This window comes from Testudinibacter sp. P27/CKL/0425 (assembly GCF_052931395.1).
On sequence record NZ_CM128801.1, the window covers coordinates 2,260,118 to 2,287,115 of the forward strand.

Genomic DNA, 26,998 nt, shown 5'->3' on the forward strand with positions numbered 1-26,998 from the left:
AAGCGCCGTTTCGCTTTATTTGAAGCGAGAAAATCGCCCCTTACAAACATATTTTTACACTAAAAATTACGCATTTCGGTTATTTTTTGTTATTCTGAATTGGGTTCATTCTAAAAAGTGAGGATTATTATGAAAAAAATTGCATTTAAATCATCTATTTTAGCCTTAGTCGTCTTATTCGCAGCCGGCTGTTCAAACATGAACCAACGGCAAAAAAACACTGCAATTGGTGCAGCCGTAGGCGGTGTCGCCGGCAATGTGATCGGCAACAGCACCGGCGCAACTCTTGGTGGTGCCGCACTGGGTGGCGTAATCGGCAGCCAAATCGACTAATTCAACTTGAGGGCGAGTTCACAACTCGCCTTAAATTTTCCCACAAAAGCCATTTTTTGTATTATCCTGCCAACCTAACGACTCAATAACTCACAGCGAGCCAGATATGACAAAAGCGAAACAATTTCAACCGATGGTAAAAATAGACGCCTATTTGATCCCCGCCAGCAAAGCCAAGCAGTATATCGCCGACCGCACTTTAGCCGCCGAACGGTTGGAAAAAGCGATGCTCACCTTCTGTGAACGGATCGAATACGGCGGCAAAGATTCGGAAGACGGCGAATTTATCACCGGCATCGACCAGCACGGCGAATATATCGTGCTCATGCACCTCAGCCCGGAAGACGTCGCCGCCGTCAACGCCTGCGCCAGCGAAGAAGAATTAGTGGTGTTACTGAAAGCGCAATAGCGGCAAAGTGCGGTTTGAATGGCTTGAAAAAACCTGACATTTGTCAAGACAATATGCTAAAGTTTTCCTTATTTTGTTGTCATTCAGGAAGCCGCTCATGCTCGCTAATTCATTGCCAAAATTGCAAACCCTGCTGTCACATTTAGCCCCCTCGATTTCAGACACCGAGCTCAACACTAATCCATTCTGGCAACAACTCCAAACCGCACTTTCGCTTTCTGATTTTCTGTTTGAGGTGTTAACTAAGCAGCCGGAGCTGTTGGCGCTGTGGGCGCAAAATCCGCCGTCGTTGCAGACTTGTGGCGATTATGCTGGGCGGCTTGCGCAGTTGTTAAACGAGGTGAATGACGAGGAACAGCTTTATCGGGTGTTGCGCCAATTTCGTAATCGGGAAATGGCGGCGTTGAGTTTTTGTCAAAGTCTGAATTTGATGTCGGTTGAGCAGACCTATACCGCACTTTCGCTGCTGGCGGAGAGCCTGATTGTGGCGACGCGTGATTGGTTATATCCGAAACTCTGTCAGGAATTGGGCACACCGACCAACAAGTGCGGTCAGCCGCAGCCGTTACTGATTTTGGGCATGGGCAAACTGGGCGGTTATGAGCTGAATTTTTCCTCTGATATTGATTTGATTTTCACCTATCCTGAAAAGGGTGAAACGGTCGGCGCACGGCGCAGTGTCGATAATTCCCAATTTTTTATCCGTTTGGCGCAGCGGATTATCAAGGCGTTGGATCAACGCACCATTGACGGCTTTGTGTATCGCACCGATATGCGGCTGCGTCCGTTCGGCGATGCCGGTGCGCTGGCGTTGAGCTTTGCCGCCATGGAGGATTATTATCAGGAACAGGGGCGCGATTGGGAGCGCTATGCGATGATTAAGGCACGTTTAATGGGCGATGAAGCTGCCAATCCGTATTATGCCCAATTAAAAAAAATGCTGATGCCGTTTGTCTATCGCCGTTATATTGATTTCAGCGTGATTCAATCACTGCGTGATATGAAAGCGATGATTGAGCGTGAAATCCGCCGCCGTGGACTGGTGGATAATATTAAACTGGGCGCCGGCGGCATTCGCGAAGTGGAATTTATCGTGCAGGTGTTTCAGCTGATCCGTGGCGGGCGTGAACCCGATTTACAACACCGTTCGCTGCTAAAGGTTATACCGCACTTGGTGCGTTTGAATCTGATTGCCGAGCCGGAAGCCGAAGCACTGCAAGCGGCATATCTGTTTTTGCGTCGGGTTGAAAATGTGTTGCAAGCGATAGGCGATCAGCAAACCCAGCTGTTGCCGCAAACGGAACAAGACAAAGTGCGGTTGGTGTATGCCTGCCGACGGTTCACGGTGCTGAATGCACAGGGCGAAACGGTTGAGGTGTGCAATCCGATTGAGGATTGGGACAGTTTTTATGCTTGCCTGCAACAGCATCATCAAAGTGTGCGCAATGTATTTAAGCATTTGATTGGCGATGAAAACGAAACCCAAGAGCAACAGCAAAACGAATCGGTGTGGAATGATTTTCTGCACCTCGGCAACCAAACGGAATACCTCGACAGCGTGCTGCAGCACTACGTTTTTTCCGCTGAACTACAGCAGAATCTGCATGACACCTTAAGCCAATTTCAACATGAAATTCAACGCCGCCAAATCGGGCAACGGGGGCGAGATGTGCTGAATAAATTGATGCCGAGACTGCTCGATCGGCTGTTTGCTCAGCCGCAAGTGGAAAATGTGTTGGCAAAAATTTTGAACATCATCAGCAAAATCGCCACCCGCACCACCTACCTTGAACTGTTATTGGAACACCCTGCAGCGTTAAATATGCTGATTCGACTGAGTGCCGCTTCGCCGATGATCGCCGAGCAAGTCGCCAATTATCCGATTTTATTAGATGAATTGTTGGATCACAAAACCCTGTTCAATCCGCCGCCGTTCAGCGAATATCGCTACACCTTAAGCGATTATCTGCTGCGGATTCCGCAAGAGGACGAAGAACAGCAGATTGATGCGCTGCGCCAATTCAAACAAGCAACACTGCTACGCACTGCCGCCGCCGATATTTTAGAAGTGCTGCCGGTGATGAAAGTCAGCGATCATCTGACTTATCTGGCGGAAGCGATTGTCAGTGCGGTGGTGAATTTAGCGTGGCAACAAGCCACTCAACGCTTCGGCACGCCACAACATTTGCAAGACGATGAAAAGCATTTTGTGGTGATTGCCTACGGCAAACTGGGCGGCATTGAACTGGGCTACAATTCCGATTTAGATCTGGTGTTTTTATACGATGCGCCGCCCAACAGCCAGACCGTCGGCGGCAAACGCAGCATCGACAGCAGCCAGTTTTACCTGCGTTTGGCGCAAAAAATCATCAGCATTTTTAACATCAATACCCGTGCCGGCGTGCTGTATGACGTGGATATGCGGCTGCGCCCGTCGGGTTCGTCGGGGCTGTTGGTCAGCAGTTTAGACGCCTTTGAAAAATACCAACAACAAGACGCTTGGACATGGGAACGGCAAGCCTTGGTGCGCGCCCGTGCGATTTATGGCGAAACCGCACTTTGTGAACGTTTTGAACGAATTCGAGCAGATATTTTGTCTACCCCGCGCGATTTAGCACAGTTAAAAACTGAGGTGGTAGAAATGCGCGAAAAAATGTATCAGCACCTTGCTAACGCTCAAACGGATTTATTCAACATCAAAACCGACGCCGGTGGAATCACCGATATTGAGTTTATCGCCCAATATTTGGTGTTGGCAAATGCGCCGACACACCCTGAACTGAGCCGCTGGTCGGACAACGTGCGGATTTTCGACAGCATGGCGCAAGCCGGTGTGTTGAGCCTTGAACAAAGCAAAAAACTGAAACGCTGTTATGTGGATTTGCGCAATCAGATCCACCATTTAAATCTGGTCGGCAAAAAATCACTTGTCAGCGATCAGGCGTTTGTTGTAGAAAGAGCGTTCGTCAGGGAAATCTGGCAACAGCTGTTTGAGGCATAAAATAGGCTTGCGCCTCAGGATATAACAACGCAAAATAGCGTTTGTAGCGGAATGCAAATCGGCAACGCCTCCCTCTGTCCTTCGGACATCTCCCTCCGCACGCGGAGGGAGAGAAATTTGTCCCCTCCACTTGCGGAGGGCTGTCAAAACGGGGACCGGCGATTTTATAACAATATCATTACTACACGACAACACACATCATTACAGGACAGCTATGATACGAGATACCGAATTAGTGGAATGGTTTAGGGAGTCCACCCCCTATGTGAGTTTGCACCGTGACAAAACCTTTGTCATCATGCTGGACGGCGACACCATCGCCAGCAAGAATTTCATTAATATCATCAATGACATCAGTTTGCTACACAGTTTGGGGATTAAACTGGTGGTGGTGTTCGGCGTGCGTCATCAAATTAATGAAACGCTGCAAGCCCATAATCTTGATCCGGTTTATCACAAAAATATTCGCATTACCGATGCCGACACCTTAGAACTGGTGAAACAAGTGGTCGGCAAGCTGCAATTCGACATTAGCGCGCGTTTGTCGGTGCGCACCTTTAATTCCAGCAATCACAGCAACAACAGCATTAACGTGGTGAGCGGCAATTTTGTGATCGCCCAGCCGATTGGAGTTGATGACGGCGTGGATTATATGTTGAGCGGCAAAATCCGCCGCATCGATATTAAAGCGATTAAACAACAGCTGGATAACGATGCGATTGTGCTGCTCGGTCCGATTGGGGCTTCGGTGACCGGTGAAAATTTCAATATGCCGTTTGAAGATATTGCCACTCAAGTGGCGATTAAACTGAATGCGGAAAAGCTGATCGGCTTCTGCGCCGACGACGGCATTCGTGATGAAAACGGCGACATTATCGCTGATCTATTCCCACAACGTGCGGCGGTTCATCTGCATGAACTGATCGAAAACGGGCACTATCACAGCTCGCAAGCCCGCTTCCTGCAAGCGGCGATTGATGTCAGCCGTGCCGGCATTAAACGTTCGCACTTGCTGAACTATGAAGAAGACGGCACCTTGCTGCAAGAGTTGTTCTCACGCGACGGGATCGGGACTCAGGTGTCAATGGAAAGCTCCGAAACCATTCGGATCGCCACCATTCAAGACATCGCCGGTTTGTTGGCATTGATTCAACCGTTCGAACAGCAAGGTATTTTGGTCAAACGTTCGCGCGAACAGCTGGAAATGGAGATCGGCAACTACACCATTATCGAACGCGACGGCGTGGTGATCGCCTGTGCCGCCTTGAATGTCTATCCGGAAGAAAATATGGCGGAAATGGCGTGTGTGGCGGTTCACCCGGACTACCGCAATTCCTCTCGTGGCGATATTTTGTTGGAAGAAGTACAAAAACGCGCGCGCAAATTGAAAATCAAACAACTGTTTGTGCTGACCACCCGCACCGTACATTGGTTCCAAGAACGCGGCTTCAAAATTGCCAGTGTCGAGGATTTGCCGCGTGATAAGCAGGAACACTATAACTACCAGCGTAAATCCAAAATTTTGATTCAAAATCTGTTTGAACATGAACGCGAGCATGAGCGCCACCGCGGTGAACGCTGATTTTCTGCATATTCACCCTTATCCCCCTTTCATTCCAGCCGATGCCGACAAGCTGATTGTCGGCACGCTGCCACCGCCTCGCTTTTCACAGCGCCTGCTCAAACCCGATGATGTCGATTTTTGCTACGGCAGCCGCGACGGACAACTTTGGTTAATTTTAGGGCGGATTTTCGACATTGATTTCCGCTTTGAAAACAGTCAAAGTGCGGTTGAGCAACGGCGCGATTTTCTGATTCAACAACGGATTGGCATTTGCGACATGGTGCAACAATGCCGGCGACAAAAAATTGATGCCTCAGATTTAGGGATGCGAAAAATCGAACTGCGTCCGCTGTTGCAATATTTAAGCGACAACCCGTCGATTAAAACCCTGCTGTTCACCGGCGGCAACAGCAAAAACGGCCCTGAATATCTGTTTCGGCAACATCTGAAAACCGCCGGGTTGCGCCTGCAATTAGTCGATGACAACATCCCGCGCATTCATCAATTCGACTGGCAAAACCGCACTTTCACCACCGTTTCACTCACCGCCCCCTCCGGCGCCGCAAACCGTGCGGTGGGCGCGATGGCGGAGTATAAAGCCCTCAAAGCGATAAATCCTGACTTCACCACTCTGGATTTTAGAGTGGAACAATATCGCCGCTTTTTCAAATAAACGAATAAAAAAGCCGATACTAGCAATAGTATCGGCTGGTTGAAAATGTAGAGTTGATTACGCTAAAAATACCCAATACAACACAATCGCCACCGCAAAGCGATAAATCGCAAACGGCACGAACGAGATGCGTTTGATTAAGGCGAGCAGCCATTTAATTGCCAACATCGCGACGATAAATGCCATTACAAAGCCGACAATGAACATCGGCAGATCTGCCAAACTTAAGAAATGCCAGCTTTTATACAGATCCAACACCGTGGCGCCCATCATCATCGGCACCGCCAGCATAAACGAATATTCTGCCGCCGCGTGGCGTCCAACGCCCATCAACAAGCCGCCGGAAATGGTGGCGCCAGAGCGGGAAAAACCGGGCGATAGCGCAAGACACTGGAATACGCCAATCGCAAAGGCTTGTTTGTAGCTGATTTGATCAACGCTGTTAGCGGTGACCCTCGGACGAAACTTTTCTGCGATCAACAGCAACACCCCGCCGACGACCAGCGAATAAATTACGTTTTGAATATTAAACCAAGATTTAATGGTGCTGTGAAACGCCAAGCCGATCACCACTGCCGGAATCATGCCTAAAATAATATGCAGTAAGGTCAAGTGCGGTTGGCTGCGATCCGGCTTTTCGCCAAAATGAATGCCGATCAAGCCGAACATTTTGCGCCAAAACACCACCACTACGGCGAGAATCGATCCGAGCTGAATAATCACCTCAAACGTCGCCGCCTTCTCGCCGGTGAATCCCAAGAAGTGAGCGGCGATGATCAAGTGTCCGGTTGAGGAAACCGGCAAGAATTCGGTTAATCCTTCAACGATGCCTAAAATGGCGGCAATAAAAAGTTCTGACATAGTGTTTCCTTTTTCCGATCTGTAGGGTGGGCTTGCCAGCCCACCATTTCAAATAATCAAGAATATTATTATACGGTGGGCTGGCAAGCCCACCCTACATTAGTTATATGTTTATGCATTATCAATATTAAAACTGATCACGTCGGCAATATCTTGCTGTCCTAATGCGATCATCAATAAGCGATCAACCCCCAACGCCACGCCGGCGCATTGTGGCATTCCCTGTTGTAGTGCGGAAATAAAGCGTTGGTCGATTTCGCGTTGCGGCAATCCCATTGCGCTGCGCTGTTTATTGTCACGCTCGAAACGGTGTAATTGCTCGCTGGCGTCGGTCAGCTCGTTAAAGCCGTTTGCCAATTCCAACCCTTTGTAATAAAACTCAAAACGTTCGGCAACCCGATGATCTTCCGAGCTGATTTGTGCCAAGGCGGCTTGCGAGGTTGGAAAATAATACACCGCCACCGGTCTTTGTTGTCCGATTTTCGGTTCGACCACTTGGCTGAATAAGAATTGCAACAAAGTGTCACGATTCTCGGTTTCAGCCCCGACTAATCCGTGCTCTTTTGCCTTTTTAATCAGCTCGGATTTTTCCGCCGACAGCGGATCCAGCCCGACGCATTCCTGAAAAATAAACTGATAACTAAAGGATTCCGCCGGTTCGCAATCTAAAATCTGCTGCAACAAATCGTCCACTTCGTTGATCAGGCGATACATATCAAAGTGCGGTCGGTACCACTCCAGCATGGTAAATTCCGGATTATGTTTGCGCCCGGCTTCTTCGTTGCGGAACACTTTGCAAATTTGGAAAATCGGCCCACTGCCTGCCGCCAACAGCCGCTTCATATGATATTCCGGGCTGGTGGTCAAAAAGAGCGGTTTTTCTTGGCTCTGAAACGGCGCGGCAAAGCGAGTTTCAAACACCGATAGATGCACATCGGTCACGCCGTATTCGCTGAGAATCGGCGTTTCCACTTCCAATAGCCCACGGTCGATAAAAAAGCTGCGCAATTCCGCCATAATCCGCGCTCTGGCAATAATATTTTTGATCGGCGCACTAGGCTGCCACTGTTGTTGTAAAATCATCAATATGATTCCGTCTTGCTTGAAATTGAATGCGCATTTTATCGGTTATCCCCACAACTCACAATCGAATATTGCCGATTCGCAAAAGCCCGCAAATAACCCCATGAACGAATACTTGACTATAAAAGTAAGCTATTCAATCTACTAACTTTTTTGAGGTAGATCACGAAACGTTTCCTTTTTTGACCTATTTCGGAAAAAACAATTAAGTTGCGTGTAAAAAAATGGCAGAATGACCTTGATCAAAAATTCAAACCCGTATTCATTTTACTTTTTGACGCTATATCATTACTTTTTTACTTACATCTAGACTGGAGGAATATCGTGCAAACTATCAATGTCGATATTGCAATTGTTGGAGCCGGTGGCGGTGGTTTACGCGCTGCGATTGCGGCAGCGGAAGCAAACCCGAACCTGAAAATTGCATTAATCTCAAAAGTGTATCCGATGCGTAGTCATACCGTTGCTGCCGAAGGCGGCGCTGCGGCGGTCATCAAATCCGAAGATAGTTATGACAAGCATTTTCACGATACCGTAGCCGGCGGCGACTGGCTGTGTGAGCAAGACGTGGTCGAACATTTCGTTGAGCATTCACCGATTGAAATGACCCAATTAGAGCGCTGGGGCTGCCCTTGGAGCCGCCGTGATGACGGTGAAGTCAATGTGCGTCGTTTCGGTGGAATGAAAATCGAGCGGACTTGGTTCGCCGCCGATAAAACCGGTTTCCACTTGCTGCACACCTTGTTCCAAACGTCTATCCAATTCCCGCAAATCATTCGTTACGACGAACATTTTGTGCTAGATATTTTAACCGATGACGGTCATGCCCGCGGTGTGGTTGCAATGAACATGATGGAAGGCACACTGGTGCAAATCAATGCCAATGCGGTGGTGATCGCGACTGGCGGCGGCTGCCGTGCGTTCCGTTTCAACACCAACGGCGGCATCGTAACCGGCGACGGGTTGTCTATGGCATATCGCCACGGCGTGCCGTTGCGTGATATGGAATTTGTACAATATCACCCGACCGGCTTGCCAAACACCGGAATTTTGATGACCGAAGGTTGCCGCGGCGAAGGCGGGATTTTGGTGAACAAAGACGGCTACCGCTACCTGCAAGACTACGGTCTAGGCCCTGAAACGCCAATCGGCAAACCGGAAAACAAATACATGGAACTGGGTCCGCGTGACAAAGTTTCACAAGCGTTCTGGCAAGAGTGGCGCTTAGGCCGCACCCTGAAAACCGCCAAGGGCGTGGACGTGGTGCATTTGGATCTGCGTCATTTGGGTGAAAAATACCTGCACGAGCGTCTACCGTTCATTTGTGAACTGGCGAAAGCCTATGAAGGCGTTGATCCGGCGAAAGCCCCGATTCCGGTTCGTCCGGTGGTTCACTACACCATGGGCGGTATCGAAGTGAATCAACAAGCCGAAACCCGAATTAAAGGATTGTTCGCGGTGGGCGAATGTGCCTCTTCCGGCTTACACGGCGCGAACCGTTTAGGTTCCAACTCGTTGGCCGAATTGGTGGTGATCGGGAAAGTTGCCGGTGAATATGCCGCACAAAGAGCAGTTGAAAGCCAAAACGTCAATGCTGCCGCCATTGATGCGCAAACGAAAGATGTGGTCGGCCGCCTGCAAGCGTTGTTGGATCAAGACGGCAACGAAAACTGGTCGCAAATTCGTGACGAGATGGGCGATTCAATGGAAGAAGGCTGTGGTATTTACCGTACCGAAGAATCCATGCAGAAAACCGTGGACAAAATTGCCGAACTGAAAGAGCGCTTCAAAAAAGTGCGCGTTTCCGACCGTTCCAGCGTGTTCAATACCGACATTCTCTACACCATTGAACTCGGTACGATTCTGGACGTGGCGCAATCCATTTCTTCATCTGCGATTGCACGGAAAGAATCACGCGGCGCACACCAACGTTTAGACTACGTTGAGCGTGACGATACCAACTATTTGAAACACACGCTCGCCTACTACAATGCCGACGGTGCGCCACGCATTGAATACAGCGATGTGAAGATTACCAAATCTCAACCGGCTAAACGGGTATATGGTGCGGAAGCGGAAGCCGCCGAAGCAGCAAAAAATAAGGCGAGTGAGGGGTAAGCAGCCATGGGGAATTTAGAAATGAAAACAATGACGGTTGAAGTGCTTCGTTATAATCCCGAAGTGGACAAAGAACCTTATTTGAAAGCCTATCAAGTGCCTTATGACGATCAAACCTCGCTGTTGGATGCGTTAGGCTATATTAAAGATCAGCTTGATCCGGAACTTTCCTATCGTTGGTCTTGCCGTATGGCGATTTGCGGCTCTTGCGGCATGATGGTGAACAACAAGCCGAGTCTGGCGTGTAAAACTTTCTTACGCGACTACAGCGGTCATATGCGGATTGAAGCCTTGGCGAACTTCCCGATTGAGCGCGATTTGGTGGTGGATTTAAGCCACTTTATCGAAAGCCTAGAATCGATCAAACCTTATATCATCGGCAACAAAGCACCTCCGGGCGAACGCACCAAGCAAACACCGGCGCAGTTGGAGAAATACCGCACTTTCTCAATGTGTATCAACTGCGGGCTGTGTTATGCCGCGTGTCCACAATTCGGTTTGAATCCTGAATTCGTCGGCCCGGCGGTATTAACCTTAGGGCATCGTTATAATCTGGATAACCGCGATAACGGCAAAGCCGAGCGTTTGAAAATCATGAACGGCAAAAACGGCGTTTGGAGCTGTACTTTCGTGGGCTACTGCTCAGAAGTCTGTCCGAAACACGTTGATCCGGCGGCGGGTGTGAATCAGGGTAAAGTCGAGTCTGCCAAAGACTACGTTATTGCCATGCTGAAACCGCAAAAGTAAGGAGGAAAGAATGACAACCACAACCAGCAAACGCAATAAATATGTGCGTGAAATCAAACCGAACTGGTGGCAAAAACTGGATTTTTACAAAATGTATATTTTGCGCGAATCCACCGCATTGCCGACAATCTGGTTTTGTATCGTCCTGCTTTACGGTTTTTTATGCTTAGGCAACGGAACCTTTGAAACTAACTTTGTTTCATTCCTGAAAAATCCGTTAGTGATTATCCTGAGTGTGATCACCATGGCGGGTGTGGTGTTTAACACCCTGACATGGTACGGATTAACGCCGAAAGCGTTAAACCTGATCTACAAAAACGAGCGTTTACCACAATCCGTAATCAAAAACCTGATGTGGCTGATTACAATTGTCGTTTCCGTGTTAACACTGATTCTTGTGTATATTTAAGGAGAGAACAATGAAACAAGCTCCAAAACGTTCCAATGAACCTGTGGTATGGTTGCTGTTTGGTGCAGGCGGAACAATCAGCGCCATTGTTTTCCCTGTATTAGCGTTAATCCTGCTGTTCCTGTATCCGCTGGGTTTAGTCGATGCGAATAATATGATCGCATTCGCACACAGCATTCTCGGCAAACTGATTTTGTTAGCCGTGGCGATTTTCCCAATGTGGGCGGCAATGCACCGTTTGCACCACGGAATGCACGATTTCAAACTGCATATTCCGGCAAGCGGCGTGATCTTCTACGGTTTAGCCATGCTGTATTCCGTATTGGTGTTCTTCGCAGTGATTAATATCTAGCGCTACCGCACTTACATAAATAAACGCTCAAACCGGCATGGTTTGAGCGTTTTTGTTTGCGTTAACTAGGCATAGTAGACAAAAATGTGGCTGAAATCTCGCTTAATCCCTTATAGAATAAGGCGTTAAGTGAGATTTTTTAAAATGACCAAAAAATTGCTATTTCTGTGGTTCAGAACACATTAAAAAACACGGTAAAAATTCAGGCAAGCAACGCTATAAATGCTTGGATTGTTTACGGACATATTCTCACACAAATTACCTTCAATCCGCTCAAATCTGGCACGATTACACCGTCGGAAAACAGACGTATAAGCAGCTTGCGTTAACCTATGATTGTTCGGTCAGGACTATCCAAAGGCACCTGAAAAAAGCCCCTAAAACGCCACTCAGCACACCGCAAACCACAATGTTGAATCTTATTATGGATGTCACTTTTTTCGGGCCACAATTCGGCGTATTAGTCATAATGGATTCCCGCTCAAAAAAGGTGATTTACCACCAAATCGTTCGTACCGAAAAGGACATTTACTATACCAAAGCCATCAATCGATTGCGTAAAAAAGGATTTATTATTCAATCTATTACTTGCGATGGGCGACGGGGCTTATTGAAAGATATATTTAATACGCCAACCCAAATGTGCCAATTTCACCTTGTTGCAATGGTGATTCGCAAGCTGACGAGAAACCCTAAATCCGTTGCCGGAAAGGAACTGAAAACAATGGTTAAAACACTCAAGCAGAGTCACAAAAATGACTTTTATGTCCGTTTGCATCACTGGTTTTTGCAGCATAAAGCTTACTTAGAAGAACGGTCTGATATACCCGATAATCAGGGTAAATTTCCTTATAAACATCGCAAATTGAGAGGGGCTTATGCCAGTATTAAACGCTATATGGATTACTTGTTTGTCTTTGAAAAATACCCGGAGTTACGGATAGAAAAAACGACAAATCGGCTGGAAGGGCTGTTTAAGGATTTAAAGCAGAAATTATCCGTTCATAATGGACTAAACCGAAGGAATAAGATTATGTTTATACAGGATTTTTTGAATAAAAAGAGCTAGAAAAACTAGCGCTTTAAGAGGAGTAGCCACAAAAATGTCTAATAGAAGCTTAGATCTCAAAATCAGCCACATTTTTGGCTACTATGCCGTTAACTAAGTGGTTTGCACTAAGCCACGACCGACACACTTTTCACTTGGGCGTAAACCGTCATGCCGACTTTGAGATTGAGTTCCGCCAGCGCCCAGTGGCTAATCAATGCGGAAAATGCCAAACCGTCGGCGTTTAACCGCACTTCGACCTGCTGAGCTGCCGTTTGAATAGCACTAATCCGGCACGCCAGCACATTGCGAATGCTGCTGCCCTGCGCCGGTTGCAAGATAAGCGATACATCGGAGCTGTAAATACAGACTCGCACCGTCTCGCCCACCGCTTTTTGCGGAATTTCATGGATCCAAAGCGCCTGCCCGGCAAAGTTTAAACCGGTCATGTGATATAACGGGTGGTGCATGGCAATCGGCAGATTGAAAACCGCACTTTGCTGTTGCTGCCCTTTCCATGGCAGAAAATGTTGGCTCTGCCAAATGTTTTCCAGCTCATCAAACGCCACTACACTGCCCTGTTGCATTAAAATCACTCGTTTCGCCAAGCGCAATAATTCGTCGAGGCTGTGGCTGACATATAAAATCGGAATTTGGATCTCTTTTGCCAACCGATCCAGATAATCCAACAATTCCTGCTTGCGCGGCAAATCCAGCGCCGCCAACGGCTCGTCCATCAGCAGCATCTCCGGCTGCATTAACAACGCCCTGCCGATCGCCACCCGCTGTTTTTCGCCGCCGGAGAGGGTTAGCGGATAGCGTTTCAGTAAATGTTCGATGCCTAATAATTCGACAATTTCCTGATAATTCGCTTTGCTGACCTTTTTCATGCCGTAGCCGAGATTGCCTTTCACCGTGTAATGCGGAAACAACCTCGCATCTTGAAACACATAGCCCAAGTGGCGCCGTTCCGGCGGCAAATTAATTTTGCGCACCACATCGACCAACGTGCGGTCATTTAATCGAATATAACCTTGATCCGGCGTATATAAACCGCTGACCAGATTAATCAGCGACGATTTTCCACTACCCGACAAGCCGAAAAGTGCGGTCACGCCGCTCGACGGAATCTGTAGATCGGCGCTGAGGGTTAATTCGCCTAACTGTTTTGTGAGATTAATTTCAAGCATTGCCCTGTCCTAAACGCGATTTTGCCCGGCGCGCCAACCATTCGGATAACGCCAATGATAACAGCGCAATCACAATTGCAATTGCACATAAACGTGCCGCAGCGCCTTCCGCCGACGGGGTTTGGATAAAGGAATACATCGCAAGCGGAACCGTTTGGGTTTCGCCGATGATATTCGAAACGAAAGTAATAGTCGCGCCAAATTCGCCCAACGAACGAGCGAAACCCAACACCATGCCGGCTAAAATGCCGGGAAACGAAAGCGGCAAGGTAATACTGAAAAACACCCGCCACGGCGATGCGCCCAAGGTGCGGGCAGCTTGTTCCAGCTTGGGATCGACATTTTCCAGTGCCAAGCGAATCGCACGCACCACTAACGGAAACGCCACCACCGCCGAAGCGATCACCGCGCCGCGCCAACTGAACGCCACGCTGAAATCAAACCATTGATAAAGGTATTTGCCGATCACGCCATTGCGACCAAATGTCACCAATAATAGATAACCAATCACCACCGGCGGCAGCACCAACGGCAGATGAATAATTCCGTCGAGTAGGTTTTTACCGATAAACTGATAGCGCGCAAACAGCCAAGCGAAAAACACCGCAAACGGCAAACTAATCAACATCGAAAACAGCGCAACTTTCAAACTCAGCTGAATCGCGCTGATTTCTCCCGGGCTTAAACTTAACGTTTGAATCAAACTATCAAACACAGAATTTCCTTTTCCATCAATACACGACGACAATACAAATTAAAAACAAAGTGCGGTACACCTTGTTTTATTCTGGGGCTGCCACAAGCAAAAAAGTAAGTCGCCATCGGCGAAATCCGATAGCGACATTTCAACCGCACTTAGGCTGTTCTACTCTACACTAAAGCCGTATTTCTGCAAAATCACTTTGCCGCTATCGGATTGTAAAAACGCCATAAAATCGCGCGCCGCTTGACTGTCGTGCCCGCTCACAATTGCCGCCGGATATTCAACCGGATCATACGTTTCTTGCGGGAATGTGCCGACAACCTGCACTTTCTCACTGGCTGCCGCATCGGTGCCATACACAATCCCCAATGGCGCTTCATTGCGCTCAACCAGCGCCAACGCCGCACGCACATTTGCCGCACGCGCTAATTGCTTCTCAACTTTATTCCACAAATCCAATTTTGTCAGTGCCGCTTTGGCATATTGCCCTGCTGGAACGTGATCAGGATCGCCGACCGCTAAGAAATTTTTGCCTAAGTGCGTCAACCACTGATCCTGGCTCAAATCAAATTTCAGATCGCCAGCACTGCTTGGCGCGATCATCACCAGTTTGTTACCGGCGACAATTTGACGCGAATCGACAATAATTTTGCCTTTTTCCTGTAAAAAATCCGCCCATTTCAGATTCGCGGAAATAAAAACATCTGCAGGTGCGCCTTCGTCAATTTGGCGCGCCAATACGGAAGAAGAAGCAAAAGAGAACACGATGTCACTGTCCGCCTGCTGTTTTTTATACTCGCTGGCAACTTCTTCCAGCGCATTAGTCATCGACGCGGCAGCAAAAATGGTGAGTTTTTGTTGCGCTAGACCCGGTAATGAAAACAGCATTAATGCTAACAGCCAACAGGATTTTTTAAATAATTTCAACATAAGATCTCCAAAATGAATGAAAGTGATGAGGATAAAATTCGATATGAAATAAATTATATAGCGTTATTCCGCAATGTCCAGTGCGAAAGTCTATGACAATTTCATTTTTTACTTTAAACTATTGTGACGATCACATTTTCGTGGGCTATACAGGATTAAATTATGGCTGACATTAAAATCATGCTCACGATTAAGCGATGGCAGCACCGATATTACACAAGCCAGTATAGGCATTCGAGTTAGTTACACCGAAGTTCTAAGTAGTGGTATAATTATTTCTGAAAGCCATTCAAAAGAGACAAATAGGACGCTTCTATGCAACACAATACCATTACAGAATCGGAAAAAACAGCACGCAAAAAAGCGTTTGAGTTTGCCATTGATAATAATCGTTTAGAGGGGTTAGAACCTAGTCAAATTGTTTTGGATTTATCTCAGAAATGGGTGAATGGAGAAATCAGCTATAGTGAGCTAGAGACAAAAGTTTATGAAATACACGGGATCTGATCCGTTTACTGATGAAAATGGTGTGCTTGTTAATAAGCTCGGTATTAAAACACAAGCTGAATTAGAGTTGAAAGAACGTGATATTACTCATCTTAAAGCAATGAAACTAGAACATAGCCCGATTAAAGGGAAATTTGATCTCGCACATCTACAAGCTATCCATAAACATTTATTTGGCGATATTTATGCTTGGGCGGGTCAAATCCGAGACGGGTATCTGCAAAAAGACGGTCAAGATTTTACCCTTGGTTATCGTATCGTACCGGAATCACAAAAGTTATTTGAAAAGCTAAAAAAAGAAAATTACCTAAGAAGTGGCTTAGATAATGAAAGGGTATCCAACCGCTTAGCCTACTATCTAGGTGAAATAAATGTAATACACCCATTCAGAGACGGCAACGGTAGAACCCAGCGTATTTTTATCAGCTAGTTAGCAAAAGAAGCTGGATATGAGCTCAATTTTAGAAACATCAGCCAAGTTCAAATGATTGAAGCATCCAAACAAGCGCTAAAATTAAACTACAAACCGCTTGAAAAAATAATTTTCGAACGTATCACTCCTATCACATTTTCATCGGCTACACAGGGCTAAGTTATGACGGATATTGAAATCACACTAACCATTCGCTTACAACAAGAATTATTTGTCGATCCGCGCCGCATTGCATTGCTCAAAGCCATTCAGCAATGCGGTTCTATTTCACAAGCCGCCAAAAATTGCCATCTGAGTTATAAAACCGCATGGGACAATCTGAATGCAATGGATTTGATCAGCCCGAAACCGTTGCTGCAACGTAACAGCGGCGGCAAAGAGGGCGGCGGTACCACGCTCACCGCTTATGCCGAGCGGGTGTTGCGGCTATATGAATTGCTTGAACAAACCCAGCTGCGTGCTTTTCGTATTTTGCAAGACGAAAACGTTCCGCTCACCAGTCTGCTTTCCGCCACCGCAAAATTCAGCCTACAAAGCAGCGCGCGCAACCAGTTAATCGGTAACGTTTCAGCACTACGATCTCATGGTTTAAGCACCGAGGTGGATATTCGGATTGACGGACTCAGCGCACCAATCACCGCCAATATCACCGAAAGTAGCCGACAACGGCTGCAATTGCAGCCTAATCAGGAATTGCTACTGATGTTTAAAGCGCCTTGGCTGACTATACAACATCAGCAACCCAACGCCGTGAACGCCTTTCAAGGCACAATTACCGCACTTCAACAGCAACAAGGCGGCAACGAAGCGATTATTCAGGTTGCCCCCGAGATTGAACTGTGCGCCAGCTATCAAGACGCCGAACAATATCAGCTTGGCGAGTCGGTGTATGTGAATATTGAGCCACAAAAAATTATTTTGTTGGCACTGTAATCCCGACATTAACCAAGCCAAAAGCAGAACAGCGCCGACAAATTCAATGCCGGCGCAAACGGCAATTCAAGCCGAGCGGCATTTCGTTTGCCTTTGCAAAGCACCCATAGCAGATTCAGCCCGCTTGCCAACAGCAATAACAGCGGCAGCGTTTCAAACGGAAAAAAGACGGCAAGTGCGGTGATCAGCCAACAATCACCTTCGCCAAACACCTCGCGCCGATAAACCCAACTTGTCAGCCCGAAAAACAAGCTGACGAACAACAGCGCAATCAACAAACTCTGCACGCTTTGCGCCAATGAAATGAAACCAAACCTAACTGCTGCCACGAGCCGAATAATGCCAGCACCAGCAGTTGTTGGCACATTGTGGTAGAAATCAGACGGTAATAACCATCGACCAGTCCGATTGCCAGCAGCAACGCAAGGCAATATAAAAACCAAATTTGTTGCAACAATCCCTCACCGACAAATGCCAAATACAATCCCGCGCCCGCAAAGCTAAATGGTAACAGGCGGAAGCGACTGCGCAATGGCGGCAACCATTGGTGGCTCGGATCTAATCGGCTTGGCAACAGCAGATCGGCATAATACTCTCGGTAATGTTGTTGCAAAGTGCGGTTAAAACAATCAGCAAAGCGATTAACATAGCGCTGCACGCCATAACCGAACAGCCCACCTAACGCCGCTAACAATAAAATCTCCAGCGTCATCAGCCCAACATGGCTCCCATATCAAAAATCGGTAGATACATTCCCAACATCACCGCGCCGATTAAACCGCCAATCACCAACATCAGCAACGGTTCCAGCAGTTGCGACAGCAGATCGATCCGATGATTTAGCTGGCGCTGATAATTCTCGGCAATATGCTGCAACATCGGCCCCAACGCGCCACTCTTTTCGCCGACCACCAGCATTTGCTGTGCCTGCTGCGGCATCCAACGGCTGCTGACGCTCTGTGAAAACGCGTAACCTTGTTGCAGCAGTTGCAGGCTATGGGTGATTTCTTGTTGAAGTGCGGTTTTCGGCGCGTCGCTTGAATTGAGAAAACTCTGTAACGCCTGATTCAACGGCACACCGGCGTTCAGCATCAAACCTAAATTGCGGCTGGAATCCACCACATTGCGTAGTTGATTCAAACCGCCGAACAACGGCAAGCACCGAGCGATGTGCTGTAAGCCTGCGCGGAAACTGCGATTGTGCTGATAAAAATATCGCGCACCGAATGAAAATATCGATAACAATATCAACAAACGTCCGCCATAAGTGTGCAAAATATCGGAAAGTTGCAGCAAAAAGCGGGTAAAGTGCGGTAATTGCTGCTGATTTTGCTGATACATTTCGGCGAATTGCGGCACGATAAACAGCAATAGCAACACCGTCAATAACAGCGACACGCCCAGCACCAACAACGGATAAAGCAAAATTTTCTGCAGTTTTCGCTGCAACGCCAGCTGCTCGTTTTTATCATCGGCAATTTGCCGACAAATCTGCGGCAAGCGCCCACTCAGCTCGCCAATCCGAATCAGTTGTCGATCGCGTTCAGTCAAAAATTGCGGGTTTTGTTGCAACGTTTGCGAAAAGGAATAGCCGCTTTCAAGCCCTTGAATCAGCTGCTGTAACCAACGCAGCAGTTTTTCCTGTTGGGTATGCTGCTGCAAAATCAGCAATACATTTTTCAACGGCAATGCCGCTTGCAGCAACAGCGCCATTTGCTGCATCAACTCACAAATTTCGGCGTGACTGACCTTGCTCGGCAAACGCCAATTGCGTTGGATTTTCAGCTGCTGCAGACCGCGCCCCAACAAAATCGCCTGCGCCTGTTCGGCATTGTCCGCCAATAAACTGCCCTGCTGTTCACATTGCAACGCATTGATACCACGCCAACGAAACTCCGCCATCTTGCTGTTCCCTCTTAACTTTCTGCGCCCAGTACCCGCGCCAACTCTTGCTTGTCGGTGATGCCCAACCGCACTTTTTCCAATCCGCTTTGATACAAGCTGTTAAAATCCAGCTCATGTTTGAAAGTTGAACCGTCAAAGTGCGGTTGCAAAAATTGATATGTCCCGATTCGTCCGTGATAGCCTTGTTGGCAATGCTCACACGTCGTTGATTGTGCTGGCTGGCGACAAGCGCAATGCCGCCGCAGCAGCCGTTGTGCCACCACCAATAACAAGCTGGAAGCGATTTCATACTCTTTCACGCCCAGCTGTTGCAAGCGTCCGATCGCCGACGGTGCGTCGTTGGTGTGCAAAGTCGATAACACCAAATGCCCGGTTTGTGCGGCACGAATTGCCATCGCGGCACTCTCCTCGTCGCGGATTTCACCCAGCATGATCACATCGGGATCTTGGCGCAGGAAAGTGCGCAACAATTGTTTGAAATCCAACCCAATTGCCGGATTCACCTGCGTTTGCACAATGCCGGGCAAACTGATTTCAATCGGATCTTCGGCGGTGAGCAAGTGCTTTTGCGGCTGATTGAGGTGCTGAAGTGCGGTATATAACGAAATACTTTTGCCGCTACCGGTCGGGCCGGTGACCAAAATCAGTCCTTGCGGCTGTTGCAGCGCCTGCTGAAAGCGTTGCTGCTGTTGCGCATTCATGCCCAGCTCTGAAAATGCCAGTTCGACCGGTTTGTTTTGCTGCAAACGCAACACCGCTTTTTCGCCCGCTCGGGTCGGCAAAATCGACAGCCGAAAATCCAGCTCATCATTAAAGGCAGTGGTGAATTGGAAGCGCCCGTCTTGCGGCAAACGCGTTTCGGCAATATCCAACTGCGCCAACAGCTTAACCCGAGAAATCAAACGTGCGGCAAAACTGTGACCGACTTGGCGAATCACACTCATCACGCCGTCAATCCGAAACCGCACTTGTAGCCCGTCTGAGTTAGGCTCAAGGTGAATATCCGATGCGCGCCGATTTAATGCCAGTTCAAACAGCTCCTCCAACAGCTGAATAATCGGTTCATCCTGCGATTGCGTAAGCTCGTGTTGATCGCTCGACTGATACTGATACACCGATTGCGCATAATCCTGCACCGGCTGTTGAACCGCACTTTGCGCGGGATCCTGTGCCAGTTGCTGAAGTGCGGTTTTCAGCACGGCGCTGTCTAAAATCACCGGCTCGACCGCTTTATCATGCAAAAATGCAAACACTTCGCAGGCATTCAGATTTTGATCGGATTCGACACCCAGCCACAGACACGCCGCCTCCTCTTTCAACGGCAATGCGAAATAGCGCAATAATAACGGCTGTTGCTGGCAGTTTTGTTGCCACAATTGCGCATCAATCCGAAAAATCTCGCCACTTGCACTCTGCACCGAATAACTCACCGCACTTTCTCCCTCTATTTTTGCAAACCGCTAAGAGCAGAAGCCGCTCGGGAAAATCGAGAGATCGCCGCCTTTACAACTCACTTCCCAACTGATTGCATTTCCTGCGCCACCACTAGCTGTCATTACATAGCCATACCCTTCAAGGCTTGCTCGCCCTTCAACGCTGATTTTTCCTGCCGACGTGGTGATGGTTTTAATGTATTTGGATTTGTTCGTGGCATCTTTATCCGCCTGAATCCCGTTGCTGCCTGCGCTGCAATTGGCTGTCGCGCCGGTGTTGTAAATGCACAGTTCCACCTCGCCGCGGTAAGGCGTTGAGGCTTGCAGCAATTCCGACAACGCCGCCTTGCGGGTATGATTTTGATAAGACGGAATGGCGATTGTCGCCAACACCGCAATAATCGCAATCACGATCATCAATTCCACTAAAGTAAAGCCTTTTTTCACGTTCGATTTTTGTGTCAACATTTTCCCTCCTGATAGGATCTCTGTGTGCTCATGTGTATAATTGACGCGACTAACATCGCAAAATTATGCTGAAAAAGCGAAAAGCACGAAAAAAGATTGGAATCGAGATCGCAAAATGATGATTTTCCCCCCACAGATTATTGCAAACGGCTGGCTGGATCCGGTAAGGAAAGTGCCTTCACCGCACTTTGACCAACGCCCCGATCCGCAGGATATTTCACTGCTGGTGATCCACTACATCAGCCTGCCGCCGGAGCAGTTCGGTGGTGATTTTATTGATCGATTTTTTCAAGGCACACTGGATCCGAACGAACATCCGTACTTTGCCGAAATTGCCGAACTGCGGGTGTCGGCGCATTGTTTGATCGATCGCCAAGGGCAAATCACCCAGTATGTGAACTTTCAAGATCGCGCTTGGCACGCCGGAATTTCCTGTTTTCAGGGAAGGGAAAAATGTAATGATTTTGCCATTGGCATTGAGTTGGAAGGCTCTGACAACCAGCCGTTCAGCGAAGTACAATACCGCACTTTGCAGCAACTGACCGAATTAATCATGCAAACCTATCCGCAAATTACGACTGATCGTATCGTCGGGCATTGTGATATTTCGCCCGGTAGAAAAATTGATCCGGGCAAATATTTTGATTGGAAGCGATATTTGGGCGGCATAACGGCGAGATCATGCCGATAAAAAAATCCGCTATGGGTTACATAGCGGATTCGTTAAAGTTTGAATTAATTAGGAAAAACTGAAAAAGTTTTTCACCGATTGCCACCAGCCTTTATTCTCTTCCAATTCCAACGGTTTGATGTCTGAATTTTGCTGTTCCGGCAACGGTTTATCCAAATGGAAATCGCTGACCACGCCGCGTTGGTTGAAATTCACCGTCAAGGTGTGTTGCTGCGGATCTTCGTAGCCTTTTTGTTGTAGATAAACATAATACCAAGTGTAGCTGCTGTACGGATCGGTCAGCAACGGCGTGCCGAGCAGATATTGCACTTGTTCCGGCGTCATGCCGTTTTGCAGTTGCTCCACTTGTTCCGCTTGCAGATAGTTGCCTTGCGGCACGTCAATCCGATAAACCAATTTATTATACAACGAGCATGAAGTCACACTGATACTAATGAAAAGAATGCTCAAAACTGATTTCAATCTCATGTTTTTTTTCTACCTTTTTATTTAAATTGTTAGCGATAATACCTAAACTTGCCTTGAAATGCTACCAGAATTTGAAACGCTAAAGCCTTATGCCGCCGTGATTACGGCTTCACATTATTTAGCAAAACGCTGCAGTTGATCACGCAAATTCGCAGGCAAGCCTTTAATGGTTAAACTGTCGTTTTGCTCGTCCCAGATAATCCGTTCATTCAGCAGCGCGGCGTCAAAACTCAAGGTAACACCTTTGCCCGAGCCGGAAAATTTGGTCAACGATTTCAATGCGCCCGACATCGGCGGAATGCTGTCGGCAAGTTCATACGCATTTTCACGGCTGAACTGGTTGAAATCCTGCTGGTTTAGACTCGGCAAACTGTCCGAAAGTTCCTGTAAAACAATCTCTTCGCCCACTTTTAATTGCCCTTTGCAATAATCAAACGCCTGTTTTTTGATTTCCTGCGTTTGTTTGCTGTCCAATTCGCCCTGCTGGCAAAAGTCATCAACCGCTTGCAATAAAGTTAAATTCTGCTGTTTCGGATCAAAGCCACTGTCTGCACCTAAAAAATCCATAAAGAAATCAGACACTTTCCGCCCGACGCGCCCTTTAATAAAACTCAGATAGCGGTTTGAGCCTGCCGAGGAAGTCAATTCGGTTAAATTAATCCGCGCGGCAATGTCGTACTGGCTGATATTCAGATAAGAGGTTTGCTGAATTTCCAGTTTATCATCCACCAACATACTGTGACGGCTGTCGAGCAGCGCGATAAACAGGTAATCGGTAGCTAAAAAAGTGTATTCACAAAAGATAAACGTGCCACTGTCGGCGAACGCATATTTGCCCAGTTCTTTCCCCAATTGCTGCGCACTCTGTTGGCTAAATTCCAGAAACGCCAACTCGTTTTCCATAAAACGGTTTAGCTGGCGGGCAAATGTCGATTCGGCTTGAAACACGCCGTAGGCTTGCGCTTTGCCTTGATAATTTTGGTGCAGCTGCAACATCATCTGCTGAATCTCATCATTAATCGGCAGCAGCTGGCTGCGCAGGCGGGTTTGTAAGCGCTCGCTTTCCGGCTCGCTACTTTCGCTGAATGCCAGTTGATGCAGGATAATTTGTTTAACTTCTATGCTCATGGGAGTATCCATTTATTTTTGTTGTTAAAAGCCGAGTTATTATACTCAATTGAGCCGTGCTTTTTTAGCGGTTATGCGAAAAATATGCTAATATCGCCACAACCGATCTGACAATGGACGAATATGATTTATGGCAAAACAATCAAAATACAGCGATCAACAAGTGCAAGCCTTATTAAATGATTTGGCGGCAGTTTTGGAACAGCACGAAGCGTCGGTCGATCTGTCGCTAATGGCGCTCGGCAACACCATCACCAATCTGCTGCACTCCACCGTCGGACGCAATCAGCAGCAAGCCCTTGCCGACGCATTTTGCAATGCGCTGCAAGATTCGTTGAAGCCGCGCCACTAACCGCACTTTAGGTTTACGGATCGCGCCATGCTGAAGTTTCCACGCCAATATTGGGAATCCACCTCACAAAAAATTTCGTGGGGGCATTGGTTTGCATTTTTCAATATTACCGTGGCGATTTTAATCGGCTCACGTTATGCGTTCATCGCCGACTGGCCGGCGACGCTGATCGGCAAGATCTACTTTTTTTTGAATATTCTCGGACATTTCAGCTTCATCGTGTTTGCGTTGTATCTGCTGATTTTGTTTCCGCTCAGTTTTTTAATTAAAAATCCATACACATTCCGCGCAGTCGGCGTGGTGCTTTCTACCCTCGGTTTAACCTTGCTTCTGCTGGATACCGAGGTGTTTAACCGCTTCCATCTGCATTTATCGGTGCTGATTTTGGATATTTTAATCAACCCCGACAACGGCGATTTGGCGCGCAATTGGGAACGCTTCTTTGTGCCGATGCCACTGATTTTCCTGATTGTGATGCTGTTTTCCCGCTGGTCATGGGAGAAATTGCGCAGTTTAGAGCGGCAAACCTGGATCCGCAAAGCGGCTTATTTCCTGATGTTCTGTTTTGTGGCGTCGCATTTGCTGTATGCCTGGGCGGACGGCTATTTTTATCGCCCGGTTACCGTGCAAAAATCGAATCTGCCGCTCTCTTATCCGATGACGGCACGCACATTTTTGGAGAAAAACCAGCTGCTGAATCGCGATAATTATCAAAATCAGCTGACCAACAGCGGGCGTTTGGACGCGCCTTATTTGGATTATCCGAAGCATCCGCTACAGTTTGCCGACAACAGCCAGCGCCCGAATATTTTGTTGATTAATGTTTCCGGCTTGCGCCACGATGCAATTCAGCCTGACAAGATGCCGTCATTGGCGGCGTTCGGTGAAACTGCATTAGATTTCCAGCAAAATTACAGCGCCGGCAACAGCCAAAACGGCGCGTTGGTCGGATTATTTTACGGCTTGAACGCCAATTATTTCGACAGTCTGCTGAGCCAACGCCAGCCGTCGGTTTGGATTGAAAGAATGCGCCAGTTGCAATATCAATTCGGCTTGTTCACCACTGCGCCGTTAAGTTCGCCACTCTATCGTCGTTCACTGTTCCAACAACTGCCGCTGCAATTTAACCATGCCTCAAACCAGCAGACCACACGCCAATGGCTGAACTGGCACCAGCAAATGCAGGGGCAAGATCAGGCGTGGTTCAGTTATTTGCAATACGATCTGCTTAGCGTGATGAGCAACTACCAACAAACTGATACCGATGCACAACAGCAATTCTATCGCCGTCAGCTCACGGAAATCGATCGTCAATTGGCACAAATTTTAGCGCAAGTCTCGCCACAAACCGTGGTGGTGATCACTGCGGATCAAGGCTACTCTTATCAGGTGGATCACAATCGCGATGACAACTATTTCGGGCGCGATCGGATTCAAGTGCCATTGCTGATCGCGCTGCCGAATCAGGCTGCGGAAAAAATTGACAGCATGAGCTCGCAAATGGATCTGTTGCCGACACTGATGCGCAATCTGTTCGGTGCTGAAAACCCGCTGTCTGATTATACTCAAGGCGCAGATTTATTGAGTGAAAATGCAAACCGTGCTAACTGGATTTTTGTCGCCAACCAACGTTGGAATGTGATCATCACCGCCAACGGCGAGCAATATCATATTGACTCACAAGGGGAATATCAAAAATACAGTGCCGAATACCAACGCTTAGCCTCGGAAAAACCGCCGCTGGCACTATTCCTGCAAGTGTTTAACCGCGATCGTAATTTCTTGTTGCGTTAATTGTGTGATTTAATTTCCGCTTTATTCTGTGAGCATTTTGATTCTTGCTGTTCTCGAATTGATTCACCAATTAACGCTACGCGCAAATCGCTCTCTCTAACTTCTTGTTCACTAAAAATTGTTTCTTCAAGTTCATTCCAATTAGAACCAATAGGACTTAGTTTATCCATTTTCAATCCTCTTTATAACATTCACTAACTATTTTCTTATTTCTTACTAACTCAATTTTGTGTGTATGAGCCATCACTTCACGACGACACAATCCCCTCAGCACATACATACGCCGAGCTCCACGCCCATTGAAAATTGTAGCCGCCGAGCCAGCCGCTGACATCGAGCACTTCGCCGATAAAATATAAGCCGTCCTGCTGTTTCACTTGCATGGTTTTTGAGGAAATCGCGTCGGTGTCCACGCCGCCTAATGTCACTTCAGCGGTGCGGTAACCTTCGGTACCGTTCGGTTCGAATTGCCAGTGGTGGATCAACTGTTCAAGCTGTTGTAACCGCACTTTAGCAAGCTGTGCCAACGGTTGATCATCAAATAATTGCTGCTCTAACCACAATTCGACCAAGCGCTTCGGCAAAATTCGCCCAAGTGCGGTTTTCAGTTGTAATTTAGGTGATGATTGACGTAAATCCATGAGATATTCATTAACATTTTCATTCGGCAATAAATCAATTTGTAGCGTTTGATTCGGTTGCCAATAGTTGGAAATTTGCAGCATTGCCGGACCGGAAAGCCCACGATGAGTGAACAGCAGTTGATTATAAAATTGTGTGCTGGATTCTGCCTCAACGTTAACCGCTAATGAAACACCGGCGAGCGTAGCATAGGCTTTATCCTGTTCGCGCCAAGTGAACAGCACTAAGCCGGCGCGTGGGGCGATCACCTGTAACCCGAACCGCTCCGCCAGTTTATAGCCGAAAGCCGTTGCGCCCAGCGCCGGCATGGATAAGCCGCCTGTCGCCACCACCAGATGTTGGCAGCGGAATGTTTGCCCGTTACTTTGCAATTGAAACCGCACTTTCGAATCGGAATCCGGCTCTAACCGTTCGACTTCCGCCACTTGCTGACGCAATTGGATTTCGACCTTGCCTTTGCGGCATTCCGCCAGCAGCAAATCGACAATATCCTGCGAGCTGTTATCGCAGAACAGCTGTCCAAGCTCTTTTTCGTGATACGCAATGCCATATTCTGCGACCAGTGAAATAAAATCCCATTGGGTGTAGCGTGCCAAGGCGGATTTCACAAAGTGCGGATTGCGGCAAAGGTAGTGCTGCGGGGTGATGTCCAGATTGGTGAAATTACAAAAACCGCCGCCCGCCATCAAAATTTTGCGCCCGATTTTCTTGCCGTTATTCAGCACCAGCACCGATTTGCCCGCTTGCACTAAGCGCCCGGCGCAAAATAGCCCTGCGGCGCCCGCGCCGATAATAATCACGTCATAATCTTTTTGCATATAGG

30 protein-coding genes are annotated in these 26,998 nt (G+C 47.8%); 16 read left to right on the top strand and 14 right to left on the bottom strand.

Going from position 1 to position 26,998, the window contains the following annotated elements; all coding sequences use genetic code 11:
- Positions 1-129: 129 nt before the first annotated feature.
- The 5 genes from ACUHGC_RS11125 (at position 130) to ACUHGC_RS11145 (ending at position 5,980) form a co-directional block, all read left to right on the top strand.
- A complete protein-coding gene (locus ACUHGC_RS11125; RefSeq protein ID WP_446833360.1) occupies positions 130-333 on the top strand; it encodes a glycine zipper 2TM domain-containing protein in 204 nt (67 codons plus the stop codon).
- 106 nt (positions 334-439) lie between these two features.
- Positions 440-742, top strand: coding sequence for a hypothetical protein (locus ACUHGC_RS11130; RefSeq protein WP_446833361.1), 303 nt, complete (start codon positions 440-442; stop codon positions 740-742).
- Positions 743-839: 97 nt separating this feature from the next.
- A complete protein-coding gene (gene glnE, locus ACUHGC_RS11135; RefSeq protein ID WP_446833362.1) occupies positions 840-3,743 on the top strand; it encodes a bifunctional [glutamate--ammonia ligase]-adenylyl-L-tyrosine phosphorylase/[glutamate--ammonia-ligase] adenylyltransferase in 2,904 nt (967 codons plus the stop codon).
- Positions 3,744-3,960: 217 nt separating this feature from the next.
- Complete coding sequence (gene argA / locus ACUHGC_RS11140; protein ID WP_446834895.1) at positions 3,961-5,325, top strand: amino-acid N-acetyltransferase; 1,365 nt, start codon at positions 3,961-3,963, stop codon at positions 5,323-5,325.
- Complete coding sequence (locus ACUHGC_RS11145) at positions 5,300-5,980, top strand: hypothetical protein (RefSeq protein WP_446833363.1); 681 nt, start codon at positions 5,300-5,302, stop codon at positions 5,978-5,980. Before argA ends, ACUHGC_RS11145 begins: the two co-directional genes overlap by 26 nt.
- 57 nt (positions 5,981-6,037) lie before the next feature.
- On the opposite strand, the gene bacA is transcribed toward ACUHGC_RS11145, so the two are convergent.
- Both bacA and epmA read right to left on the bottom strand, forming a co-directional pair.
- Entirely contained in the window at positions 6,038-6,841 is an 804-nt protein-coding gene (gene bacA, locus ACUHGC_RS11150) for an undecaprenyl-diphosphate phosphatase (RefSeq protein WP_446833364.1), read from the bottom strand.
- Between the two features lie 111 nt (positions 6,842-6,952).
- Positions 6,953-7,924, bottom strand: a complete 972-nt coding sequence (epmA, locus tag ACUHGC_RS11155) for an elongation factor P--(R)-beta-lysine ligase (RefSeq protein WP_446833365.1) — start codon at positions 7,922-7,924, stop codon at positions 6,953-6,955.
- A gap of 324 nt (positions 7,925-8,248) precedes the next feature.
- Here epmA and frdA point away from each other — a divergent pair, with 324 nt between their 5' ends.
- The 5 genes from frdA (at position 8,249) to ACUHGC_RS11180 (ending at position 12,619) form a co-directional block, all read left to right on the top strand.
- Positions 8,249-10,042 (top strand): fumarate reductase (quinol) flavoprotein subunit, encoded by a 1,794-nt coding sequence (frdA, locus tag ACUHGC_RS11160; RefSeq protein WP_446833366.1) that lies wholly within the window; start codon positions 8,249-8,251, stop codon positions 10,040-10,042.
- A 21-nt stretch (positions 10,043-10,063) separates the two neighbouring features.
- Entirely contained in the window at positions 10,064-10,789 is a 726-nt protein-coding gene (locus ACUHGC_RS11165; protein WP_446834896.1) for a succinate dehydrogenase/fumarate reductase iron-sulfur subunit, read from the top strand.
- 10 nt (positions 10,790-10,799) lie between these two features.
- Positions 10,800-11,198 carry a fumarate reductase subunit FrdC gene (gene frdC / locus ACUHGC_RS11170; protein ID WP_446833367.1) on the top strand — a complete coding sequence of 133 codons (399 nt, stop codon included), beginning with the start codon at positions 10,800-10,802 and terminating at the stop codon, positions 11,196-11,198.
- A 10-nt stretch (positions 11,199-11,208) separates the two neighbouring features.
- Complete coding sequence (frdD, locus tag ACUHGC_RS11175) at positions 11,209-11,550, top strand: fumarate reductase subunit FrdD (RefSeq protein WP_446833368.1); 342 nt, start codon at positions 11,209-11,211, stop codon at positions 11,548-11,550.
- Between the two features lie 181 nt (positions 11,551-11,731).
- Complete coding sequence (locus ACUHGC_RS11180; protein WP_446834810.1) at positions 11,732-12,619, top strand: IS256 family transposase, variant Zn-binding type; 888 nt, start codon at positions 11,732-11,734, stop codon at positions 12,617-12,619.
- Positions 12,620-12,726: 107 nt separating this feature from the next.
- Here ACUHGC_RS11180 and modC read toward each other — a convergent pair whose 3' ends face one another.
- From modC to modA, 3 genes are all read right to left on the bottom strand, one after another.
- Positions 12,727-13,788 (bottom strand): molybdenum ABC transporter ATP-binding protein ModC, encoded by a 1,062-nt coding sequence (gene modC, locus ACUHGC_RS11185; protein ID WP_446833369.1) that lies wholly within the window; start codon positions 13,786-13,788, stop codon positions 12,727-12,729.
- Positions 13,781-14,416, bottom strand: a complete 636-nt coding sequence (modB, locus tag ACUHGC_RS11190; RefSeq protein ID WP_446834897.1) for a molybdate ABC transporter permease subunit — start codon at positions 14,414-14,416, stop codon at positions 13,781-13,783. Before modB ends, modC begins: the two co-directional genes overlap by 8 nt.
- A gap of 237 nt (positions 14,417-14,653) precedes the next feature.
- Positions 14,654-15,421 carry a molybdate ABC transporter substrate-binding protein gene (gene modA / locus ACUHGC_RS11195; RefSeq protein WP_446833370.1) on the bottom strand — a complete coding sequence of 256 codons (768 nt, stop codon included), beginning with the start codon at positions 15,419-15,421 and terminating at the stop codon, positions 14,654-14,656.
- 315 nt (positions 15,422-15,736) lie between these two features.
- On the opposite strand from modA, the gene ACUHGC_RS11200 reads away from it, so the two are divergent.
- The 3 genes from ACUHGC_RS11200 to ACUHGC_RS11210 all read left to right on the top strand — a co-directional run bounded on the left by ACUHGC_RS11200 (position 15,737) and on the right by ACUHGC_RS11210 (position 17,294).
- Entirely contained in the window at positions 15,737-15,928 is a 192-nt protein-coding gene (locus ACUHGC_RS11200) for an antitoxin VbhA family protein (RefSeq protein ID WP_446833371.1), read from the top strand.
- Positions 15,909-16,358, top strand: coding sequence for a Fic/DOC family protein (locus tag ACUHGC_RS11205; protein ID WP_446833372.1), 450 nt, complete (start codon positions 15,909-15,911; stop codon positions 16,356-16,358). The genes ACUHGC_RS11200 and ACUHGC_RS11205 overlap by 20 nt, the downstream gene beginning before the upstream one ends.
- A gap of 165 nt (positions 16,359-16,523) precedes the next feature.
- Complete coding sequence (locus ACUHGC_RS11210; RefSeq protein ID WP_446833373.1) at positions 16,524-17,294, top strand: TOBE domain-containing protein; 771 nt, start codon at positions 16,524-16,526, stop codon at positions 17,292-17,294.
- 8 nt (positions 17,295-17,302) lie between these two features.
- Here ACUHGC_RS11210 and ACUHGC_RS11215 read toward each other — a convergent pair whose 3' ends face one another.
- From ACUHGC_RS11215 to ACUHGC_RS11235, 5 genes are read right to left on the bottom strand one after another with little or no spacing between them, the layout of a single operon-like run.
- The gene (locus tag ACUHGC_RS11215; protein ID WP_446833374.1) at positions 17,303-17,581 is read right to left on the bottom strand and encodes a prepilin peptidase; all 279 of its coding nucleotides are present in this window, start codon (positions 17,579-17,581) and stop codon (positions 17,303-17,305) included.
- A complete protein-coding gene (locus tag ACUHGC_RS11220; RefSeq protein ID WP_446833375.1) occupies positions 17,566-18,006 on the bottom strand; it encodes a hypothetical protein in 441 nt (146 codons plus the stop codon). Before ACUHGC_RS11220 ends, ACUHGC_RS11215 begins: the two co-directional genes overlap by 16 nt.
- Entirely contained in the window at positions 18,006-19,196 is a 1,191-nt protein-coding gene (locus ACUHGC_RS11225) for a type II secretion system F family protein (RefSeq protein ID WP_446833376.1), read from the bottom strand. The genes ACUHGC_RS11220 and ACUHGC_RS11225 overlap by 1 nt, the downstream gene beginning before the upstream one ends.
- Before the next feature lie 14 nt (positions 19,197-19,210).
- Positions 19,211-20,647: a GspE/PulE family protein gene (locus ACUHGC_RS11230; RefSeq protein ID WP_446834898.1), complete on the bottom strand. Its 1,437-nt coding sequence runs from the start codon at positions 20,645-20,647 to the stop codon at positions 19,211-19,213.
- A gap of 12 nt (positions 20,648-20,659) precedes the next feature.
- A complete protein-coding gene (locus ACUHGC_RS11235) occupies positions 20,660-21,100 on the bottom strand; it encodes a pilin (RefSeq protein WP_446833377.1) in 441 nt (146 codons plus the stop codon).
- Positions 21,101-21,218: 118 nt separating this feature from the next.
- Between ACUHGC_RS11235 and ampD the strand changes: the two genes are divergently transcribed.
- Positions 21,219-21,791, top strand: coding sequence for a 1,6-anhydro-N-acetylmuramyl-L-alanine amidase AmpD (gene ampD, locus ACUHGC_RS11240; RefSeq protein WP_446834899.1), 573 nt, complete (start codon positions 21,219-21,221; stop codon positions 21,789-21,791).
- Between the two features lie 48 nt (positions 21,792-21,839).
- On the opposite strand, the gene bamE is transcribed toward ampD, so the two are convergent.
- Positions 21,840-22,259 (bottom strand): outer membrane protein assembly factor BamE, encoded by a 420-nt coding sequence (gene bamE, locus ACUHGC_RS11245; RefSeq protein WP_446833378.1) that lies wholly within the window; start codon positions 22,257-22,259, stop codon positions 21,840-21,842.
- A gap of 114 nt (positions 22,260-22,373) precedes the next feature.
- Complete coding sequence (yejK, locus tag ACUHGC_RS11250) at positions 22,374-23,387, bottom strand: nucleoid-associated protein YejK (RefSeq protein ID WP_446833379.1); 1,014 nt, start codon at positions 23,385-23,387, stop codon at positions 22,374-22,376.
- Positions 23,388-23,517: 130 nt separating this feature from the next.
- On the opposite strand from yejK, the gene ACUHGC_RS11255 reads away from it, so the two are divergent.
- Positions 23,518-23,739, top strand: a complete 222-nt coding sequence (locus tag ACUHGC_RS11255) for a DUF1414 domain-containing protein (protein ID WP_446833380.1) — start codon at positions 23,518-23,520, stop codon at positions 23,737-23,739.
- A gap of 27 nt (positions 23,740-23,766) precedes the next feature.
- Positions 23,767-25,533, top strand: a complete 1,767-nt coding sequence (locus tag ACUHGC_RS11260; RefSeq protein ID WP_446833381.1) for a DUF3413 domain-containing protein — start codon at positions 23,767-23,769, stop codon at positions 25,531-25,533.
- Here ACUHGC_RS11260 and ACUHGC_RS11265 read toward each other — a convergent pair.
- Together ACUHGC_RS11265 and ACUHGC_RS11270 are read right to left on the bottom strand one after the other, a co-directional pair.
- On the bottom strand, positions 25,530-25,703 hold the full coding sequence (locus ACUHGC_RS11265) for a hypothetical protein (protein ID WP_446833382.1): 174 nt from the start codon (positions 25,701-25,703) through the stop codon (positions 25,530-25,532). The genes ACUHGC_RS11260 and ACUHGC_RS11265 overlap by 4 nt on opposite strands.
- A gap of 78 nt (positions 25,704-25,781) precedes the next feature.
- Entirely contained in the window at positions 25,782-26,993 is a 1,212-nt protein-coding gene (locus ACUHGC_RS11270; RefSeq protein WP_446833383.1) for an NAD(P)/FAD-dependent oxidoreductase, read from the bottom strand.
- Between the last annotated feature and the right edge of the window lie 5 nt (positions 26,994-26,998).